This is a genomic window from Sphingomonas sp. CFBP 13603, from assembly GCF_014892665.1.
In the GTDB taxonomy this organism is placed as follows: Bacteria; Pseudomonadota; Alphaproteobacteria; order Sphingomonadales; family Sphingomonadaceae; genus Sphingomonas.
Genome location: NZ_JADBIA010000005.1, coordinates 108910 through 128624 on the forward strand (window position 1 = coordinate 108910; position 19715 = coordinate 128624).

Annotated in this window: 17 protein-coding genes; 15 read left to right on the forward strand and 2 right to left on the reverse strand. The window is 64.4% G+C overall.

The window, feature by feature from the left end; genetic code table 11:
• Window positions 1-4: 4 nt before the first annotated feature.
• From IFR23_RS10230 to IFR23_RS10300, 15 genes are all read left to right on the forward strand, one after another.
• Window positions 5-1216: an NADH-quinone oxidoreductase subunit D gene (locus tag IFR23_RS10230; protein WP_197978397.1), complete on the forward strand. Its 1212-nt coding sequence runs from the start codon at window positions 5-7 to the stop codon at window positions 1214-1216.
• On the forward strand, window positions 1216-1884 hold the full coding sequence (locus IFR23_RS10235; protein WP_056048529.1) for a complex I 24 kDa subunit family protein: 669 nt from the start codon (window positions 1216-1218) through the stop codon (window positions 1882-1884). Before IFR23_RS10230 ends, IFR23_RS10235 begins: the two co-directional genes overlap by 1 nt.
• Entirely contained in the window at window positions 1884-3185 is a 1302-nt protein-coding gene (gene nuoF / locus IFR23_RS10240) for an NADH-quinone oxidoreductase subunit NuoF (protein ID WP_056050371.1), read from the forward strand. The genes IFR23_RS10235 and nuoF overlap by 1 nt, the downstream gene beginning before the upstream one ends.
• Window positions 3185-5179, forward strand: coding sequence for an NADH-quinone oxidoreductase subunit NuoG (gene nuoG, locus IFR23_RS10245; RefSeq protein WP_192975780.1), 1995 nt, complete (start codon window positions 3185-3187; stop codon window positions 5177-5179). The genes nuoF and nuoG overlap by 1 nt, the downstream gene beginning before the upstream one ends.
• Window positions 5176-6222, forward strand: coding sequence for an NADH-quinone oxidoreductase subunit NuoH (gene nuoH / locus IFR23_RS10250; protein WP_056058320.1), 1047 nt, complete (start codon window positions 5176-5178; stop codon window positions 6220-6222). Before nuoG ends, nuoH begins: the two co-directional genes overlap by 4 nt.
• The gene (nuoI, locus tag IFR23_RS10255) at window positions 6219-6704 is read left to right on the forward strand and encodes an NADH-quinone oxidoreductase subunit NuoI (protein WP_055877898.1); all 486 of its coding nucleotides are present in this window, start codon (window positions 6219-6221) and stop codon (window positions 6702-6704) included. The genes nuoH and nuoI overlap by 4 nt, the downstream gene beginning before the upstream one ends.
• A 119-nt stretch (window positions 6705-6823) precedes the next feature.
• On the forward strand, window positions 6824-7435 hold the full coding sequence (locus IFR23_RS10260) for an NADH-quinone oxidoreductase subunit J (RefSeq protein WP_056048540.1): 612 nt from the start codon (window positions 6824-6826) through the stop codon (window positions 7433-7435).
• The gene (gene nuoK / locus IFR23_RS10265; protein WP_082441002.1) at window positions 7432-7740 is read left to right on the forward strand and encodes an NADH-quinone oxidoreductase subunit NuoK; all 309 of its coding nucleotides are present in this window, start codon (window positions 7432-7434) and stop codon (window positions 7738-7740) included. Before IFR23_RS10260 ends, nuoK begins: the two co-directional genes overlap by 4 nt.
• Before the next feature lie 5 nt (window positions 7741-7745).
• Window positions 7746-9851: an NADH-quinone oxidoreductase subunit L gene (gene nuoL, locus IFR23_RS10270; RefSeq protein WP_192975781.1), complete on the forward strand. Its 2106-nt coding sequence runs from the start codon at window positions 7746-7748 to the stop codon at window positions 9849-9851.
• Window positions 9851-11386, forward strand: a complete 1536-nt coding sequence (locus IFR23_RS10275; protein ID WP_093397292.1) for an NADH-quinone oxidoreductase subunit M — start codon at window positions 9851-9853, stop codon at window positions 11384-11386. Before nuoL ends, IFR23_RS10275 begins: the two co-directional genes overlap by 1 nt.
• Window positions 11386-12831 (forward strand): NADH-quinone oxidoreductase subunit NuoN, encoded by a 1446-nt coding sequence (gene nuoN / locus IFR23_RS10280; RefSeq protein ID WP_060524719.1) that lies wholly within the window; start codon window positions 11386-11388, stop codon window positions 12829-12831. The genes IFR23_RS10275 and nuoN overlap by 1 nt, the downstream gene beginning before the upstream one ends.
• Window positions 12832-12833: 2 nt before the next feature.
• Complete coding sequence (locus tag IFR23_RS10285; protein WP_192975934.1) at window positions 12834-13565, forward strand: biotin--[acetyl-CoA-carboxylase] ligase; 732 nt, start codon at window positions 12834-12836, stop codon at window positions 13563-13565.
• Window positions 13566-13575: 10 nt separating this feature from the next.
• Window positions 13576-14352, forward strand: a complete 777-nt coding sequence (locus IFR23_RS10290) for a type III pantothenate kinase (RefSeq protein WP_192975782.1) — start codon at window positions 13576-13578, stop codon at window positions 14350-14352.
• Between the two features lie 63 nt (window positions 14353-14415).
• Entirely contained in the window at window positions 14416-16053 is a 1638-nt protein-coding gene (locus IFR23_RS10295; RefSeq protein ID WP_192975783.1) for a ribonuclease J, read from the forward strand.
• A gap of 4 nt (window positions 16054-16057) precedes the next feature.
• Entirely contained in the window at window positions 16058-16339 is a 282-nt protein-coding gene (locus IFR23_RS10300; RefSeq protein WP_192975784.1) for a DUF1467 family protein, read from the forward strand.
• Window positions 16340-16490: 151 nt separating this feature from the next.
• Here the strand turns inward: IFR23_RS10300 and IFR23_RS10305 are convergent, their stop codons facing one another.
• Together IFR23_RS10305 and IFR23_RS10310 are read right to left on the reverse strand one after the other, a co-directional pair.
• On the reverse strand, window positions 16491-17270 hold the full coding sequence (locus tag IFR23_RS10305) for an SDR family oxidoreductase (protein WP_192975785.1): 780 nt from the start codon (window positions 17268-17270) through the stop codon (window positions 16491-16493).
• Window positions 17271-17371: 101 nt separating this feature from the next.
• A complete protein-coding gene (locus tag IFR23_RS10310) occupies window positions 17372-19657 on the reverse strand; it encodes a hypothetical protein (protein WP_244655587.1) in 2286 nt (761 codons plus the stop codon).
• Window positions 19658-19715 lie beyond the last annotated feature (58 nt).

The window sequence follows — 19715 nt, forward strand, 5'->3', positions numbered from 1 at the left end:
GCTTCTGGGTGAAGCCGACGCAGCCGATCCCACGACCGGCGACGTTACGATCCAGAACTACACGATCAACTTCGGTCCGCAGCATCCCGCGGCGCACGGCGTGTTGCGCCTCGTCATGGAGCTGGACGGCGAGATCGTCGAGCGCGTCGATCCGCATGTCGGCCTGCTCCATCGCGGCACCGAGAAGCTGATCGAGTACAAGACGTACACGCAGGCACTGCCGTATTTCGATCGTCTCGATTATTGCTCGCCCTTGTGCATGGAGCATAGCTGGGTACTGGCGGTCGAGAAGCTGCTCGATCTCGAGGTGCCCGAGCGTGCGCAGTATCTGCGGGTGTTCTTCGCCGAGCTGACGCGCATCTCGAACCACATGCTCAACCTCGGGTCGCATGTCATGGACGTCGGCGCGATGACGCCGAACCTGTGGCTTTTCGAGATCCGCGAAGACTGCATGAACTTCTTCGAGCGCGTCTCGGGCGCACGCATGCATTCGAACTATTTCCGTCCGGGTGGCGTGCATCAGGATGCGCCGTTGAAGCTGCTCGCCGATATCGGCGACTGGCTCGACACGCGCCTGCCGCGGCTGTTCGAGGATGCGATCTCGCTCGTCGCGGACAACCGCATCTTCAAGCAGCGCAACGTCGACATCGCCGTGGTCAGCCGCGACGACGCGATCAAGTGGGGCTTTTCGGGCCCGATGATCCGTGGCTCGGGGATCGCCTGGGATCTGCGCAAGTCGCAGCCCTACGATGCCTATGCCAAGATGGACTTCGAAGTGCCGGTCGGCACGCGCGGCGATTGCTATGACCGGTTCATGGTGCGCGTCGAGGAAGTGCGTCAGTCCGCGCGGATCATGAAGCAGTGCCTGCGCGACATGCCCGAGGGGCCGATCGCGTCGCTCGACCGCAAGGTCGTGCCGCCCAAGCGTGCTGAGATGAAGCAGTCGATGGAAGCGCTGATCCATCACTTCAAGCTCTACACGGAGGGCTTCCACGTGCCCGCCGGCGACGTCTATGTCGCGACCGAGAGCCCCAAGGGCGAGTTCGGCGTGTACCTGGTCGCCGATGGCTCGAACAAGCCGTACCGCTGCAAGATCCGCCCGACCGCGTTCTCGCATCTGCAGGCCATGGACTTCATGGCGAAGGGCCACATGCTGGCGGATACGACCGCGATCCTCGGCGCGATGGATATCGTTTTTGGTGAATGTGACCGCTGATGGCTGAAGCTCCGAAAATTCCCGACGAGGCCGAGACCCGCGCACGCTGGGGTTCGTTCGCGTGGACGGACGAGAACCAGGTGAAGGCGAACGAGATTCTCGGGCGCTATCCCAAGGGTCGTGAGCAGTCGGCGTCAATTCCGTTGCTCGATCTGGCACAGCGCCAGGTCGGCGCGGAAACGCAGACGCAGGGCTGGTTGCCGGTACCGGTGATCGAGTTCGTCGCGCGTCAGATCAGCGTGCCGTACATGCGCGTGTATGAGGTCGTAACCTTTTACACGATGTTTAATCTGGCGCCGGTCGGTCGCTTCCACGTCCAGGTCTGCGGCACGACGCCGTGCATGCTGCGCGGGTCGGACGACGTTCTGGCTGCGTGCAAGAACCGTGGGCTGGTCAAGGGCGGCACGACGCCGGACGGCATGTTCACGCTGACCGAAGTCGAGTGCCTGGGCACGTGCGCGAATGCGCCGATGGTGCAGATCAACGACGATAACTTCGAAGACCTCGACTACGACAAGACGACCGAGATCCTCGAGGCGCTGGCCAATGGCGGGCACCCGACGCCGGGTCCGCAATTCGGTCGTCGCGCGAGCTGCCCCGAAGGCGGCCCGACCTCGCTGAAGGCGATGGTCGACGCGAACCACGATTACCGGGGGGAGTGGGCCTGATGCTCGCCGATAAGGACCGCATCTTTACCAACGTCTACGGTTTTCAGCCGTGGAATATCGACGCAGCGATCATGCGCGGCGATTGGGACAATACCAAGGACCTGATGGCGCTCGGCCAGGACGCGATCATCGACGTGATGAAGGCGTCGGGTCTACGCGGCCGTGGCGGTGCGGGCTTCCCGACCGGTACCAAATGGTCGTTCATGCCGAAGGAGCCGAAGCCCGATCGGCCGAACTTCCTCGTGATCAACGCCGATGAGTCCGAGCCGGGCAGCTGCAAGGATCGCGAGATCATCCGCCACGATCCGCACAAGCTGATCGAGGGCGCGCTGATCGCCGGGTTCGCGATGCGTGCGCGTGCCGCGTACATCTACATCCGCGGCGAATATATTCGCGAGGCCGAGACGCTGTTCGCGGCCGTCGCCGAAGCGTATGATCGCGGCTTCATCGGCAAGAACGCGTGCGGGTCGGGCTACGACTTCGATGTGTTCGTGCACCGTGGCGCTGGCGCTTACATCTGCGGCGAAGAGACCGCGATGTTGGAGAGCCTCGAGGGGAAAAAGGGCCAGCCGCGGCTCAAGCCTCCTTTCCCGGCAGGTGCCGGTCTTTATGGCTGCCCGACGACGGTCAACAACGTCGAGTCGATCGCGGTTGCCCCCACGATCCTGCGGCGTGGCGCGGCGTGGTTCTCCAGCTTCGGCGCGGAGAACAACCGCGGCACCAAGCTGTTCCAGATCAGCGGCCACGTGAACAAGCCCTGCGTGGTCGAGGAAGAGATGAGCATCTCGTTCCGCGACCTGATCGAGACGCATTGCGGTGGCATCCGTGGCGGGTGGGACAATCTGCTCGCGGTGATCCCGGGTGGCTCGTCCGTGCCGCTGGTGCCCGCCGCGCAGATCATGGACTGCGCGATGGACTTCGACGGCTTGAAGGCAGTCGGTTCGGGCCTCGGCACCGCGGCGATCATCGTCATGGACAAGTCGACCGACATCGTCCGCGCGATCAGCCGCATCTCGTACTTCTACAAGCACGAGAGCTGCGGCCAGTGCACGCCGTGCCGCGAAGGCACGGGCTGGATGTGGCGCGTGATGGAGCGGATGCGCACCGGCGACGCCGAACTGTCCGAGATCGACATGCTCCAGCAGGTCACCAAGCAGGTCGAGGGTCACTCGATCTGCGCGCTCGGCGACGCAGCCGCATGGCCGATCCAAGGCCTGATCAAGCATTTCCGCCCCGAGATGGAGCGCCGTATCCGTGAGCGCGGTGGCGACACCGCGCCGATGATGGAAGCCGCAGAGTAATGCCCTTAGTCAAAGTCGATGGCGTAGAGATCGAGGTGCCGCAGGGCGCCACCGTGCTGCAGGCGTGCGAGCTTGCCGGCAAGGAGATCCCGCGTTTCTGTTATCACGAGCGGCTGAGCATCGCCGGCAATTGCCGGATGTGCCTGGTCGAGGTGAAGCCTGGTCCGCCCAAGCCGCAGGCGTCGTGCGCGCTGCCGGCGGCGGACAAGCAGGAGATCTTCACCAACTCGCCGATGGTCAAGAATGCCCGCGAGGGCATCATGGAATTCCTGCTGATCAACCATCCGCTCGATTGCCCGATCTGCGATCAGGGCGGCGAGTGCGATCTGCAGGACCAGTCGGTCGCGTACGGTCGCGGCCATTCGCGCTACGACGAGAACAAGCGCGCGGTCACCGAGAAGTACATGGGCCCGATCGTCAAGACGGTCATGACCCGCTGCATCCAGTGCACACGCTGCATCCGGTTCGCCGAGGAAGTGTCCGGCGTCGAGGAAATCGGTGCGATCTTCCGCGGCGAGGACATGCAGATTACCTCGTATCTCGAGAATGCGGTCAAGAGCGAGCTGTCGGGCAACGTCGTCGATCTTTGCCCGGTGGGCGCGCTGACGTCGAAGCCGTATGCGTTCGAGGCGCGTCCTTGGGAGTTGCGCAAGACGCTGACGATCGACGTGATGGATGCGGTCGGCACCAACATCCGGCTCGACAGCCGTGGTCGCCAGGTGCTGCGGTGCGTACCGCGGATCAACGAGGACGTGAACGAGGAGTGGGCGACCGACAAGACCCGCCACGCGATCGACGGTCTCGTGCGTCGTCGTCTCGACAAGCCTTATGTCCGCGTGAACGGCAAGCTGGTTCCCGCGACGTGGGATGAAGCGTTTGCGGCGATCAGGGCGGTAAACGCTGGATCGAGCGTCGCGGCTGTCGCTGGCGATCTGGTCGATTGCGAGACGATGTACGCCGCCAAGGCGTTGCTCGCGAAGATGGGTTCGAGCCTGCTCGAAGGCCGTCAGACCGGCATGGACTATGACGCGACGAGCATCGCCGCGGTCAATTTCAACACGACGATCGCCGGCACCGAGCGCGCCGACGCGATCCTGCTGGTGGGCACCAATCTGCGCTGGGAAGCGCCGTTGGTGAACACGCGGGTGCGGAAAGCGATCAAGAAGGGCGCGAAGGTCTTCGCGATCGGGCCGGAGACGGACCTGACGTACAAGGTCGAGTGGCTTGGCGACGATCTTGCGATGCTCGGCGCTCTGCCTGAGGCGGTGACCGAGGCGTTTGGCAAGGCTGCGCGTCCGATGGTGATCGTCGGTGGCGGCGCGCTGAAGGGTGGCCATGCGGCTGCGCTGAAGCTGGTCGATACGCTGGGTCTCGTGAAGGAAGGCTGGAACGGCTTCAATGTCGTCCACATGGCGGCCTCGCGGATGGGAGGGCTGATGCTCGGCTATGCACAGACGGGCGGCATCGCCGACGTGATGGGGGCGAAGCTCGGCTTCTTCCTCGGCGCGGACGAGGTCGACTATTCGAAGTTCGTAGGCTTCAAGGTGTTCGTGGGTCATCACGGCGACAAGGGGGCTGCAGCTGCCGACGTCATCCTGCCGGGCGTCACCTATGCCGAGAAGTCGGGCACGTGGGTCAATCTCGAAGGACGTGTCCAGCGCGGCGAGCGTGCGGTGTTCGCACCGGGCGACGCGCGTGACGACTGGTCGATCTTCCGCGCGCTGTCGGACACGCTCAGCCACACGCTGCCGTTCGACAGCTTCGAGGGCCTCCGCGAGGAGATGTACGCGGACGTCCCCGCGTTGCGCCACCAAGCGCTCGCTACGTTCGAGTGGAACCCGCCTTCGCTTTCGGGTGAAGGGGAGGGCGTTCTCGTCGGCTATCCGATCAAGGACTTCTACCTGACCAACGCGATCTGCCGTGCGTCGCCGACGATGCAGCGCTGCTCGGCTGAACTTCTCCACGGAGAAGATTACGCGGAGGCAGCCGAATGATCTCTTGGTTCGAATCCTCGCTCGGTTACGACTGGGCGTTCTTCCTCGCGACGATCATCGACATCCTCGTGATCGCACTGCCGCTGATGCTGGCGGTGGCGATGATCATCTATGCCGATCGCAAGATCTGGGCGGCGATGGCGCTGCGTCGCGGTCCCAACGTCGTCGGTCCGTTCGGTCTGCTGCAGAGCTTCGCCGACGGCCTGAAGGTGTTCCTGCAGGAGACGATCGTCCCCGCAGCCGCCAACCGCACGCTGTTCCTGCTGGCGCCGATCATCACCTTCACGGTCGCGCTGATCGTTTGGGCGGTGGTGCCGTTCGGCGTCGGCGTTGTGCTCGCGGACATCAATGTCGGGCTGCTCTACGTGCTCGCGGCCTCGTCGCTCGGCGTCTACGGGATCATCCTGTCGGGCTGGGCGTCCAACTCGAAATACCCGTTCTATTCGGCGCTTCGTGCGGCCGCGCAGATGGTGTCGTATGAGGTCGCGATCGGCTTCATCCTGATTTCGGTCGTGCTGTGGACCGGCAGCTTCAACCTGTCGGCGATCGTGATGGCGCAGAAGTCGCACGTCTGGTTCTTCAACGGGTACATCCTGAACCCGCTGATGTTCCCGATGGCGGTGATGTTCTTCATCTCGTCGCTGGCCGAGACGCAGCGTGCACCGTTCGATCTGACCGAGGCGGAGAGCGAGCTCGTCGCCGGGTACCAGACCGAATATTCGTCGATGTCGTTCGCGCTGTTCTGGCTTGGCGAGTACGCCAACGTGCTGCTGATGTGCGCGCTCAACGCGACGCTGTTCTGGGGCGGCTGGCTGCCACCGGTCGACTGGGCGCCGCTGTACTACGTGCCGGGGATCATCTGGCTGTTCGCCAAGATCCTGTTCTTCTTCTTCCTGTTCAGCTGGGTGAAGGCGACCGTGCCGCGCTATCGCTACGATCAGCTGATGCGGCTCGGCTGGAAGGTCTTCCTCCCCGTCTCGCTGTTCTGGGTTTTCCTCGTGTCGGGCTATCTCATGCTGACGCGCGTTGGAGTGGGTTCATGAGCGTCGCTCAGATCATCAAGTCGTTTACCCTGTGGGAATTCGTGAAGGCGCACGCGTTGACGCTTCGCTATTTCTTCAAGGAAAAGGCGACGATCAACTATCCGTACGAGCGCAATCCCGTGTCGCCGCGGTTCCGGGGCGAGCATGCGCTGCGTCGCTATCCGAACGGCGAAGAGCGGTGCATCGCGTGCAAGCTTTGCGAGGCCGTGTGCCCCGCACAGGCGATCACGATCGAGGCCGAGCCGCGCGACGACGGCTCGCGCCGCACCACGCGCTACGACATCGACATGACCAAGTGCATCTATTGCGGCCTGTGTGCCGAGGCGTGCCCGGTCGATGCCATCGTCGAGGGGCCGAACTACGAGTTCGCCACCGAGACGCGCGAAGAGCTGATCTACGACAAGTCGAAGCTGCTCGATAATGGCGACCGTTGGGAAAGCGCGATCGCGGCGAACCTTGCCGCCGATGCGCCGTACCGTTAAGCGAGCGCCGCGATGACACAGATCAACTCCGTCATCCCAGCGCAGGCTGGGATCTCCCCGTTTCAGAGCGCGCCCGCGCGGCTTGAGACCCCAGCGTTCGCTGGGGTGACGAGGACCTCATGATTCAGGCCTTAGCCTTCTATCTCTTCGCCTTCGTCGTCGTCCTGTCGGGCGCTTTGACGATCGCGTCGCGCAACCCGGTCCATTCGGTGATGTGGCTGATCCTCGCGTTCTTCAACGCGGCCGGCCTAATGATCCTGGTCGGTGCCGAGTTCATCGCGATGCTGCTCGTCATCGTCTATGTCGGCGCGGTCGCAGTGTTGTTCCTGTTCGTGGTCATGATGCTCGACATCGACTTCACCGAGTTGCGCGCTGGCGTCGCCCGGTATTTCGGGATCGGGCTCGCACTTGCGGTTGCACTCGCGGCCGAGGTGATGATCGCGATCGGCGCGTGGAGCACCGGCCCGATCCAGCTCGCACGTCGTGCCGCACCGATCGACGACACCGTGCCGAACATCCAGGCGATCGGTAACCTGCTCTACACGCGCTATCTGTTCGTGTTCGAGGGGGCCGGCCTGGTGCTGCTGGTCGCGATGATCGGGGCGATCGTGCTGACCCACCGCCAGCGTGGCGGCGTCAAGGCGCAGAACATCAGCCGCCAGAACGCGCGTCGTCCGCAAGATGCCACGCGCAACACGAGCCCGGTCGTCGGGCAGGGAGTCGAACTGTGACGATCGGTCTCGTCCATTATCTGGTCGTCGCGGCGATCCTGTTCACGATGGGGGTGCTCGGCATCTTCCTGAACCGCAAGAACCTCATCGTCATCCTGATGGCGATCGAGCTGATCCTGCTGGCGGTGAACATCAATCTCGTCGCGTTCTCGGCGTTCCTCCACGATCTCGTCGGACAGGTGTTCGCGATGTTCGTGCTGACGGTCGCCGCGGGTGAAGCCGCGATCGGCCTCGCCATTCTCGTGATCTATTTCCGCGGTCGCGGCACCATCGCGGTCGACGACGTCAACCGGATGAAGGGGTAATACGGTTGATCCAGCTTATCGTCTTCCTGCCGTTACTGGCCGCGATCGTTGCCGGGTTCGGCAATCGCGCGATCGGCAACGTGCCGGCGAAAATCGTCACCACGGCTGCGCTGTTCGCGTCGTGCCTGTTGTCCTGGCCCATCTTCATCGGCTTCCTCTCGGGCACCAGCACGGCCACCGTCGCGCCGCTGCTCGACTTCATCCACTCGGGCGACATGAACGTCGCGTGGTCGCTGCGCGTCGATGCGCTGACTGCGGTGATGCTCGTGGTCGTGACGTCGGTCTCGGCGCTCGTGCATCTGTATAGCTGGGGCTATATGGACGAGGATCCCGACCAGCCGCGCTTCTTCGCGTATCTGTCGCTGTTCACCTTCGCGATGCTGATGCTCGTGACCGCCAACAACCTCGTGCAGATGTTCTTCGGCTGGGAGGGCGTGGGTCTCGCATCCTACCTCCTGATCGGGTTCTGGTTCCGCAAGCCGTCGGCCAGCGCGGCCGCGATCAAGGCGTTCGTGGTCAACCGCGTCGGCGATCTTGGCTTCATGCTCGGCATCTTCGGCACATTCCTGGTGTTCGGCACGGTCTCGATACCCGAGATCCTGGCCGCGGCCCCCGGTATGGCGGGCTCGACGCTCGGCTTTCTCGGCTACCGCTTCGACACGATGACGGTGCTCTGCTTACTTCTGTTCGTCGGTGCGATGGGCAAGTCGGCGCAGCTTGGCCTGCACACCTGGCTGCCGGACGCGATGGAAGGCCCGACCCCGGTGTCGGCGCTGATCCACGCAGCGACGATGGTTACGGCCGGCGTGTTCATGGTCTGCCGCCTGTCGCCGATGTTCGAGATGAGCCCGGTCGCGCTGACCGTGGTCACCTCGGTCGGTGCCGCCACCTGCCTGTTCGCGGCGACTTGCGGCCTGGTGCAGACCGACATCAAGCGCGTGATCGCGTATTCGACCTGTTCGCAGCTCGGCTACATGTTCTTCGCGGCCGGTGTCGGCGCGTACGGCGCGGCGATGTTCCACCTCTTCACGCACGCGTTCTTCAAGGCGCTGCTGTTCCTCGGCGCCGGCTCGGTCATCCATGCGATGCATCACGAGCAGGACATGCGCTATTATGGTGGCCTGCGTAAGAAGATCCCGGTGACGTTCTGGGCGATGATGGCGGGTACGCTCGCGATCACCGGCGTTGGCATCCCCGGCATCTTCGGCAACACCGCGATCGGGTTCGCAGGCTTCCATTCGAAGGATGCGATTATCGAGGCGAGCTGGGCTGCGGGTCAGCCTGGTGTGTGGTTCGTCGGTGTGCTCGTCGCGTTGCTGACCAGCTTCTATTCGTGGCGCGTGATGTTCCTGACCTTCTGGGGCAAGCCGCGCTGGGCCACATCGGAGCATATCCAGCATGCGCTCCACGATGCCCATGGTCATGACGACCACGCACACGACGCGCATCATGCGGACGATCACCATGCGAATCCGGCCAAGGCCGAGGATGCAGGCCATGCGCCGCACGATCCTCACGACGCGCAACATGCGCCGGCCGAAGGCGACGGTGGGTATCACCCGCATGAGAGCCCGCTGCCGATGCTGATCCCGCTGATCGTTCTGTCGGTCGGTGCGGTTCTCGCTGGCTTCGTGTTCCACGGGTTCTTCATCGAACCGACCGCAGGCGAAGAGTTCTGGAAGGGCGCACTCGCGTTCCGCGAACATCTGATGCACGAGATGCACGGCGTGCCGTTGCTGATCAAACTGTCGGCGACAATCGCGATGCTGCTCGGCCTGCTGACCGCTTGGTACGCCTATATCAAGGCACCAACGTTCCCGGCCAAGGTCGTCGAACAGTTCGGCGTGCTCTACGACTTCCTGCTGCATAAGTGGTATTTCGACGAGCTGTATGACCTCATCTTCGTCCGCCCGGCGTTCGCGATCGGCCGCTTCCTGTGGCACCGCGGCGACGAGAAGACGATCAACCGGTTCGGGCCAGACGGCGCGACCTGGGTCGTCCAGATCGGCAGTCGCGTGGCCAACCGCTTCCAGACGGGATACCTCTACACCTATGCCTTCGTCATGCTGATCGGGCTGACCGCAGCCGTAACCTGGGCGATCGGACTGTAATGACCGGCTTTCCTATCCTATCCGTCCTGATCGCGGTCCCGATGATCGCGGCCGTCGTGTGCCTGTTCGTTTCGGCGAACACGGCGCGGACGCTGGCTCTGGCGGCGACGCTGATCGACTTCGTTCTCGGCATCATGCTGTGGATGAACTACGACATCGGCGGCGCGCAGTGGCAGTTCGTCGAGCATGCCCCCGGCATCTTCGGCCCGTTCGGCTGGTCGCTCGGCATCGATGGCTTCGCGTTGATGCTGATCATGCTCAGCGTGTTCCTGATGCCGATCTGCATCGGTGCCAGCTGGCGCTCGATCACGACCCGCGTGCCGGAATACATGGCGGCGTTCCTGTTCACCGAAGTGCTGATGATCGGCACGTTCGCGGCGCAGGACCTGTTCCTGTTCTACGTGTTCTTCGAAGCCGGCCTGATACCGATGTACCTGATCATCGGCATCTGGGGCGGCGCGAACCGGATTTACGCGTCGTACAAGTTCTTCCTGTACACGCTGCTCGGCTCGGTCCTGATGTTCATCGCGATGCTCTATATGGCGAAGACCGCGGGCACGACCAGCATCCCGGCGCTGATGAACTACGACTTCCCGGCGCACGTACAAACGTGGCTGTGGCTGGCGTTCTTCGCGTCGTTCGCGGTCAAGATGCCGATGTGGCCGGTCCATACCTGGTTGCCCGACGCGCACGTCCAGGCGCCGACCGCAGGCTCGGTGATCCTGGCGGGCGTGCTGCTGAAGCTCGGCGGATACGGCTTCCTGCGCTTCCTGCTGCCGATGTTCCCCGAAGCTTCGGGTCAGCTGACCTGGCTGATCTTCGGTCTGTCGGCGGTCGCGGTAATCTACACGTCGCTCGTCGCACTCGTGCAGTCGGACATGAAGAAGCTGATCGCCTATTCGTCGGTCGCGCATATGGCGATCGTCACGATCGGCCTGTTCGCGTTCAACCGTCAGGGCATCGAAGGCGCGATGATCATGATGCTGAGCCACGGCCTGGTATCGGGCGCGTTGTTCCTGTGCGTCGGCGTGATCTACGACCAGCTCCATACCCGCGAGATCTCGCGCTATGGCGGCCTCGCGATCAACATGCCTAAGTACGCGATCTTCTTCCTGTTCTTTACGATGGCCTCGATCGGCTTGCCGGGCACCAGCGGCTTCGTCGCCGAGTTCCTGTCGTTGATGGGCACGTATCAGGTCTCGACTTGGACGGCGTTGCTCTGCACGACGAGCATCATCCTGGGCGCCGCGTACATGCTGTTCCTTTACCGTCGCGTCGTGTTCGGCGAGATCAAGTCGGATGACGTCCGCGCGATGGTCGACCTGTCGGGTCGCGAGATGTGGCTGCTTGCACCGATCGCGGCCGTCGTGCTGTGGATGGGCGTGTATCCCGAGAGCTTCCTGGCTCCGATGCGCAAGGATGTGGGTGTGCTTCTCGCCCGTGTCGACCGCGCCAAGCCGGCCAGCGATTCCAACCCAACTGCGGGGAAGCCCGCCGCAACCGTCCATAGTGCCGCGCACGGGGAGGCACACTGATGGATTACGCCGCTAACATCGCAATGACGCTGCCCGAACTGGTGCTGGCGTTGGGTGCGATCGCCCTGATGCTCGTCTCGGCCTGGGGCGGGGACAAGTCCACGCGCGCCGTCTCGATCGCCGCCGTGTTCGTGCTGGTCGGGGCAGGGATCGCATTGGTCGGTCCGGCCTCGTCGGGCGGCTATGCGTTCGATGGCCTGTACCGCGCGGACGCGTTCGGCGCGTTCGCCAAGGTGCTGATCTACATCGCCTCGGCGGTCGCGATCGTGATGGCGCCGAGCTTCTTCGCGCGTACCCACGGCGACGATCTGCGTCCGGAATATCCGGTGCTGATTCTGCTGTCGGCCTGCGGCATGGGGATCATGGTTTCCGCCACCGACATGCTCACGCTGTATGTCGGTCTCGAGCTCCAGAGCCTTGCGGCCTATGTCCTTGCCAGCTTCATGCGGCGCGACGGGCGTTCGGCGGAAGCCGGCCTGAAGTATTTCGTGCTCGGCGCGCTCGCGAGCGGCATCCTGCTGTACGGCATCTCGCTGGTCTACGGGTTCAGCGGCACGACGTTGTTCTCGGGCATCTCGGAAGCCTATGCCGGCACAAAGTCGCTCGGCTTGCTGTTTGGTCTGGTGTTCGTATTCGCAGGCCTCGCGTTCAAGATCAGCGCCGTGCCGTTCCACATGTGGACGCCCGACGTGTACGAGGGCGCACCGACCCCGGTCACCGCGTTCTTCGCGTCCGCCCCCAAGGTCGCGGCGCTTGCGCTCAGCGTCCGCGTGGCGGTCGATGCGATGGGCCCGGCGACCGACCAGTGGCGCCAGATCGTGATCTTCGCGGCACTCGCCTCGATCATCCTCGGTGCTGTCGCGGCGATCGGCCAGACGAACATCAAGCGGCTGCTCGCATACTCGTCGATCAACAACGTCGGCTTCGCGCTGATCGGTCTTGCGGCCGGAACGCCGGAAGGCGTGTCGGGCGTGCTGATGTATTTGACGATCTACGTCGCGATGACGCTGGGTTCGTTCCTGGTGGTGTTGCAGATGCGTGGTGACGACGGGCAGCCGGTCGAGACGATCGACAGCCTCGCCGGTATGTCCCGGACGCGGCCTGCACTCGCCGCGGCGCTCGCGATCTTCATGTTCAGCCTCGCCGGCATCCCGCCGCTGTTCGGCTTCTACGCAAAGTTCGCGGTGTTCAGCGCAGCGGTCGACGCCGGACTGTTCCCGCTGGCCGTGGTGGGCATCGCCGCTTCGGTGATCGGCGCGTATTATTATCTGCGCGTCGTCAAGACGATGTACTTCGACGATCCGGCACCCGCGTTCGCGCCGATGGAGAGCAAGGTCGAGGGTGGCCTGATCGCCATCGCCGCGGTGTTTGTGTCGCCAGCCGGCTACCTCCTCATCCCCGTGCTCGGCGCGTGGACGATGGCGGCCGCACGGGCGTTGTTCTGAGCATCATCCGCACCGTCGCGGAAACAGGATCGACCAACGCCGACCTGCTGGAGCTTGCGCGCGGCGGTGCCGACGACGGTCTCTGGTTGCGCGCGATCCGGCAGACGGCGGGGCGGGGGCGGCTCGGGCGCGAATGGTCGTCGCCCGAGGGTAACCTCTACGCGAGCACGCTCGTCCGGTTGCGACCGAACGATCCGCCCGCGGCCAGCCTCGCGCTGGTCGCCGCGGTCGCCTTGCAGGAAACCGTGTCGACGTTCCTCGTCGCCGGGATCTGCCAGGGTACGACCGATACAAGCGAGACGCTGGTCCTGAAATGGCCCAATGACCTGCTGCTCGCGGATGCCAAGTTGTCGGGGATCCTGCTAGAACGTGCGGACAATGCGGTGATCGTCGGCTACGGCGTCAACATTGCGCATCATCCCGATCTGCCCGGTCGTGCGACGACGGACCTTGCCGCGCATGGCGTGGTGGTCGATCCGGCGATGTTCCTCGATATCCTCGCCGATAGTTTTGCGCGCTGGATCGGCCGGTGGCGGACCGAGGGCATTGCCCCCGTCCGCGAGCGCTGGGTCGATTGTGCACACCCCGCCGGTACCGCGCTGACCGCTCGCCTCCCCGACGGCAGCGGGATCGACGGCCTGTTCGTCGGGCTCGACACTGATGGCGCGCTGATCCTCCGCTTGGCGTCTGGCGAGCGGCGTGTCATTCACGCTGCCGACGTCTTCCTGCTTTGAGGTCCCGCTGATGCTGCTCGCGATCGATGCCGGCAATACCAATGTCGTGTTCGCGCTGGTCGAAGCCGGCGAGATCGTCGCACGTTGGCGGATCGCGACCGATCCGCGGCGGACGGCGGACGAGTATGCGGTGTGGTTGAGCCAGTTGATGCAACTTGGCGGGCATGATCGCCTCGCGGTCGAGGGCGTGATCGTCGCCACCGTCGTGCCGCGCGCGCTCCACAATCTCCAGGTGCTCGCGTCGAAATACTTTAACACCGACGCGCTGATCGCCGGCCAGGCGCCGGTTGAATGGGGCATCGCTATCGACGTCGACGAGCCCGCCTCGCTCGGCGCCGACCGTGCGGTCAACACGATTGCCGCGCACGCGCTGCATCCCGGCGATCTGATCGTGATCGATTTCGGCACCGCGACCACGTTCGACGTCGTCGACTATAGCGGCGCGTACAAGGGCGGGATCATCGCGCCGGGGATCAACCTTTCGCTCGACGCACTAGTGACCGCCGCGGCGAAGCTGCCGCGGATCGCGATCGAGGCACCGACGGATACCAGCGTGATCGGGCTCAATACCGTCTCGCAGATGCACATCGGCATCTATTGGGGCTATGTCGCGATGATCGAGGGGCTGGTCGCGCGGATGAAGCGCGAGATCGGCCGCCCCGTGAAGGTCGTCGCCACCGGCGGGCTTGCCACATTATTCGAGAAACAGACCGACGTGTTCGACGTCATCGAAGCCGACCTGACGATCCAGGGGCTGGCGATGATGTGGGATCGTCACCATATCTAGGGCCATTGGGCTCGCGCCGACCGGCCTGCGGGCCATATTCCTGTATAATACTGAAAGTAATCAATGACTCCGAAGAACGAACTCCTTTTCTGTGGCCTTGGCGGCTCCGGCGAAATCGGCATGAACGTCAACCTGTACGGCTGCCAGGGCAAGTGGGTGATGGTCGATCTCGGCATCACCTTCGCCGATCCGCAATATCCCGGCGTCGACGTGATCCTGCCCGACCTGTCCTTTATCGAGGACCGGATCGACGACCTGCTCGGCATCGTCATCACGCACGGCCATGAGGATCACATCGGCTCGCTGCCGTACCTCGCCGAAGACCTCGGCGTGCCGATCTACGCGACGCCGTTCACGATGGGCCTGATCCGCGGCAAGCTCGAGGAAGAGGGCATCGCCAACCGCGTGAAGCTCAAGATGATCCCGATGGGTGGCAATTTCCAGCTCGGGCCGTTTGGCTTCACCTTCGTCGAGATGTCGCATTCGATCCCCGAGGCGAACGCGCTGCTGATCGACACGCCTTATGGTCGCGTGTTCCACACCGGCGACTGGAAGCTCGACAAGAACCCGGTGATCGGCAACCCGACCACGCCCGAGGGCTTCATGGCGATCGGCGACAAGGGAGTCGACGTGCTGGTCTGCGATTCGACCAACATCTTCAACACCACCGCGTCGGGCAGCGAGAGCACCGTCCGCAAGGGACTGTTCGAGGAGGTCAGCAAGGCCAAGGGCCGCGTGATGATCACCAGCTTCGCGTCGAACGCGGCGCGCCTCCACACGTTCGGCGAAGTCGCGAAGGAAACCGGCCGCAAGCTGTGCGTGACCGGGCGCTCGCTCGACCGGATCATCAAGGTGGCGCGCGCCACGGGCTATCTGAAGGATTTCCCCGACACGATCAGCCCCGACGAAGCGATGCGCCTGCCCAAGAACAAGGTGCTGATCATCGCCACCGGTGGTCAGGGTGAAGAGCGCGCGGCGTTGGCGCGTGTCGCCAATGGCCAGCACACGATCACGCTTGAGGCCGACGACATGGTGATCTTCTCGTCGAAGCAGATCCCGGGCAACGAGGTCCAGATCGGTCGCATCCAGAACACGCTGGCGGCCAAGGGCATCCGCATGATCACCGAGCGCCAGGCGCACGTCCATGTATCGGGGCATCCGGGTCAGCCGGAACTCGCGCAGATGTACGACTGGCTGCGGCCGGAGGTACTCGTGCCGACGCATGGCGAGATGCGTCATATGATGGAGCATGCGCGCTTCGGTCTCGAGCAGGGCATTCCGCGTGCGATCGTGCAGAGCAACGGCGACATCATCCGTCTTGCGCCCAAGGGCCCGGCGAAGATCGGCAATGCGACGGTCGGGCGCCTGGTGCTCGATGGCGACGTGATCCTGCCGGCGGACGGTGCGACGCTGAGCGAGCGGCGGAAGCTGGCGATCAACGGCCAGATTTCGGTCGGTGTCGCGCTCGGCAAGGACGGCCGGATGGTCGGCCAGCCGCAGGTTCGCGTGCAGGGTGTGCCGGTCGAGGAAGACCGCGCGGCGTTCATCGCCGATGCGGTCCAGGCGGCAGCGGACACGGTACGCGGCGGCAAGCGCGAGAGCGAGAAGATGCGCGAGCAGATCCGTCTCGCGGTCCGCAAGGTCGCCAAGCGCTGGACCGGTAAGCAGCCGATCGTTGACGTGCTGCTGATCGAGGGCTGAGTCGATGCGCTGGACCTCGGCACTCGCGATCTACATCCTGTTCTGGTCGTTCTCGGTGTTTCTGGTCCTGCCATTCGGCGTGAAGACGACACGCGAGGTCGGGGGCGAACACGTCCCCGGCCAGGCCGAAAGCGCGCCGCATGAGTTTCGTTCGGGGCGAACGGCGTGGCGGGTGACCTTGGTGGCGACGGTGTTGTTCGTGCTGTTCCAGCTGAATTATTCTTACGGATGGATCACGCCGCAGACTGTCGATTTGTTCGACCGCGGCAACATGGTCACGCGCTGAGGGGCGACCCCACGATCCTCTCCCGCCAGGGGGAGGTGGCACCGAAGGTGACGGAGGGGGAGGATACGGAACAGAGGTTTCCCTTACCTCCCCCTCCGTCTGGCAAGTGCCAGCCACCTCCCCCTGGCGGGGGAGGATTACAATTTAGCCTTTACCCCGGCGATGCGGCTGAGCCTGCCAGCAAGCCGCCATCGATGTTGATCTCCGTCCCCGTGATATACGGCGCCTCGTCCGACGCGAGCATCACCGCGACCGCAGCGACCTCGTCCGGCATTCCGAACCGCTTTAACGGCGTATCGGCCACCAGCGCCGCCATCCGCGCTTCGCGGTCCGGCCCATCCCCGTGCATTGGCTCCCAGATCGGCGTCAGGATCGCCGCGGGATGCACCGAGTTGCAGCGGATCTTCCACCCCTGCTGCGCACAATACAGCGCCACCGTCTTGCTGTGATTGCGGATCGCGGCCTTCGACGACGCATAGGCCGCGGCGAGGGGAATGCCGACTAGCCCCGACCGCGACGAGATGTTGATGATCGAGCCGGTACCCGCTGCTTTCATCGCACCGATCGCATAGCGGCAGCCGAGGAACGTGCCGTCAAGATTGACCGCATGAACCGCGCGCCAGTCCGACAAGGTCGCATGCTCGGGATCATGCGCGACCATGCCTTGCTCGAAACCCGTTACGCCCGCATTGTTCACGAGCACGTCGACCACCGGAACGATCTCCGCCAGGCGCTGCCAATCCGTCTCTTCGCGGACGTCGAGCTTTTCGAACCGGCAGCCTATCGCCGCCGCAGTCTCGGCGCCGGCGGTTTCGTCGATGTCGGTGAGGATGACGATGGCGCCTTCGTCATGGAAGCGCTCGGCGATCGCGCGGCCGATGCCGCGTGCTGCGCCGGTGACGACGCAAATTTTAGTGTTCAGTCTGGGCATGTAAGCCTCGAAATATGAGTCCGGTCGGCGGATTGCTCCGCTGGCGAGGGCCGCGTTAGCGGTGACGCTGGATCATTTCGAAAGCTCCTATGAGGTCCGGCTCAGCGCAGGCGTTCGATTGCCTGCGCCAATGCCACGTATAGTTTGCCCATGTCGGACGACAGCAACGTCACCCCGAGCGGCGAGCCGTCGCGTTGCGTCAAGATCGTGCGGAGCATTGCTTCGAAGTCGTGGATGTAGCGGTTGACCATCTCGCGGAACGTCTCGTCCTCGTCGTAGAGGCCGGCGATCTCGCGGACTTCGCTGGCATCGAGGATGCGGACGGCGCGACGCGTGAAGACGCCGCGGTCGCCCTTGAGATACGCGCCCCACGCACTGTCCGAGATTTCGGGGGCGATCGCCTTGGTGATGTCGATCGAGGCTGAGTTGAGCGATTCGATCAGCAGCGAGACGCGGCGCGCGAAGGTGTCCTGGTCGGCGTCTTCGCGTTCGGTACGCGCTTCCTGGATCCGGGTTTCGACGATCGCGGTCTGGTCGACGATCGCCTGGACTTCGCGCGCGAGGCGTTCGGTCGCGCCTGTGGCCGCGTCGACCGCAGCGCCGGTGGCGTCGGTGAGCGCCTTGACCTGGCGTTCCACGGTATCGTTGGTCGCGCGGCGCATCGCGTCGGCGCTGGCGGCTTCGAGTGCGGCTGCGGCCTCGGGTATGACTTTCGACAGCGTCTCGCGCGCCTTGTCGGCGGCGACGGCAGCGGTCTCGCGGACACGGTGGAGCGCCTCGATCAACTGCGGCGCGGCGTCTTCGGCGAAATGCTGCGTCCGGCCGATAGCTTCATCGACCATTTGACCGAGCGCATCGGCCTTCGCGCGGCCGGTGTTCAGCGTGTTGAGAAGGTCGGTCGAGAGCGTGTCGAGAACCTGACGCTGTTCGCCTATGACTCCGGCGATCGCCTCGATCGCGTCATGCGTGCTCTCCGCAGCGGTGACGAGCGCGAGCAGTTCGGGGCGCGCCGAGACGACGATGCTTTTGCTGGCTAGAACCTGCGTATCGAGGCGACCCAATGCTTCGGGCATCGTCTCGTCGATCTCGCGCGCGGCGGCATCGAGTGCGACGAGAAGCGTTTCGGTCGTGGCGATCGTCCGGTGCGCCATGTCGTCGCCAGCCCGCAGCGCTTCGGTCATCGCATCCGCCGAGCCACCTAGCGCGCTGATCGATGCCGCGAGGTCCTGCGTGCGCTCGGTGCCGTGGCGATGGAGCAATTCGATCCGCGATTCGACTTCGCCGAGCCCGGTGTGGAGGTCATCGACGATCCGGTCGCCGGCGCTGCGTTGCAGGTCGAGGCGGATCGCGACGCGTTCGATCGCGTCCTCCACGCTGGCGATGCGCTTGGCGAGCGCTTCGGCGCTGTCGCGGGCGGCGCTGTCGAGCGCGGCCTGGTTCGCGCCGACCATCGCCAGCATCGCGTCCCCCTGCGCGGCGATACCGCGGCGCGACAGGTCGACGGCGTCGGCGGTGCGGTTGAGCAGCGCGTCGACGGCGGCGGACATGCCGTCGGTGACAGATTCGAGATGTGCGCCGGCCGTCTGGCTGGTCGCCTCCATACGGACGATGTGGGCGGCGAGGCGCTGTGCAGCGCCGCTCGCCATCGCGTCGGCGTCGCGGCCGCGTTCGGCCAGCGCTACGATCTGTGCGTCGAGCGCTGCGGCGTGTTCGCTCGCAGACAGCCCGGTGCGTTCGAGGCGCTTGGCGACGTCGTCGATATCGGCCTGCGCGCGGGGGAGGGTGGCGATCAGGACGCCGAGGCTGGTCTGCGCGCCGGCCGTCGAGGTCGCGAGGTTGCGCGCGTGCGCCGCGGCCTGGTCGATCTCGGACACCATGCCGCGACCGATCGCTGCGAGCTGCTCGGTCGCGCCGCCGCCCATCGCCATCAATGCGTTGAGTTGCTCGGCGAGGTGTTGTCGGTTGACGTCGATCGTGTTCGAGAGCGCGGCAACGCTGCGTTCGAGACTGGCGGCCTCGTCGCGCATCGCCTGCGCGGTGATACCGAACCGGTGCGCCTCACTACGGCTGGTTCGCATCGCGAGTAGCCAGACGATGCCGATCAGCGCGGGGACGACGCAGAGCGCGGCGATGAACTGGACGAGCGCAACCGGCTCGATGGTTGCGAGCGATCCGCGCACGAGCCAGAGCATCGCCGCGAGCCAGACCACGACGATGGCGACCGCTATACCTGCGTAGAGACGTCCACGTTCGGGCGCAGGCTCTTGATAAACCTCATCAAAGCGTGTTTCGAGGACGGTGTCGGACATGTCTTCTATCACCGGATCCATCACGATATCCGCGCGAATGGGATGGGCATTGCCTGCCGTCGCGCGAAACCCGATCATTGACGAACCCCCGTTCATGAGTGTCGGAGGTATCACGAAACGCGGGCAGACAAAATGC

Coding starts and splice junctions, on each gene's coding strand:
- IFR23_RS10260 (WP_056048540.1), top strand. CDS start 6,824: ATGATTCAGGCCTTAGCCTTCTATCTCTTCGCCTTCGTCGTCGTCCTG.
- nuoH (WP_056058320.1), top strand. CDS start 5,176: ATGATCTCTTGGTTCGAATCCTCGCTCGGTTACGACTGGGCGTTCTTC.
- nuoN (WP_060524719.1), top strand. CDS start 11,386: ATGGATTACGCCGCTAACATCGCAATGACGCTGCCCGAACTGGTGCTG.
- IFR23_RS10275 (WP_093397292.1), top strand. CDS start 9,851: ATGACCGGCTTTCCTATCCTATCCGTCCTGATCGCGGTCCCGATGATC.
- IFR23_RS10300 (WP_192975784.1), top strand. CDS start 16,058: ATGCGCTGGACCTCGGCACTCGCGATCTACATCCTGTTCTGGTCGTTC.
- nuoG (WP_192975780.1), top strand. CDS start 3,185: ATGCCCTTAGTCAAAGTCGATGGCGTAGAGATCGAGGTGCCGCAGGGC.
- nuoI (WP_055877898.1), top strand. CDS start 6,219: ATGAGCGTCGCTCAGATCATCAAGTCGTTTACCCTGTGGGAATTCGTG.
- nuoF (WP_056050371.1), top strand. CDS start 1,884: ATGCTCGCCGATAAGGACCGCATCTTTACCAACGTCTACGGTTTTCAG.
- IFR23_RS10305 (WP_192975785.1), bottom strand. CDS start 17,270: ATGCCCAGACTGAACACTAAAATTTGCGTCGTCACCGGCGCAGCACGC.
- IFR23_RS10235 (WP_056048529.1), top strand. CDS start 1,216: ATGGCTGAAGCTCCGAAAATTCCCGACGAGGCCGAGACCCGCGCACGC.
- IFR23_RS10295 (WP_192975783.1), top strand. CDS start 14,416: ATGACTCCGAAGAACGAACTCCTTTTCTGTGGCCTTGGCGGCTCCGGC.
- IFR23_RS10310 (WP_244655587.1), bottom strand. CDS start 19,657: ATGATCGGGTTTCGCGCGACGGCAGGCAATGCCCATCCCATTCGCGCG.
- IFR23_RS10290 (WP_192975782.1), top strand. CDS start 13,576: ATGCTGCTCGCGATCGATGCCGGCAATACCAATGTCGTGTTCGCGCTG.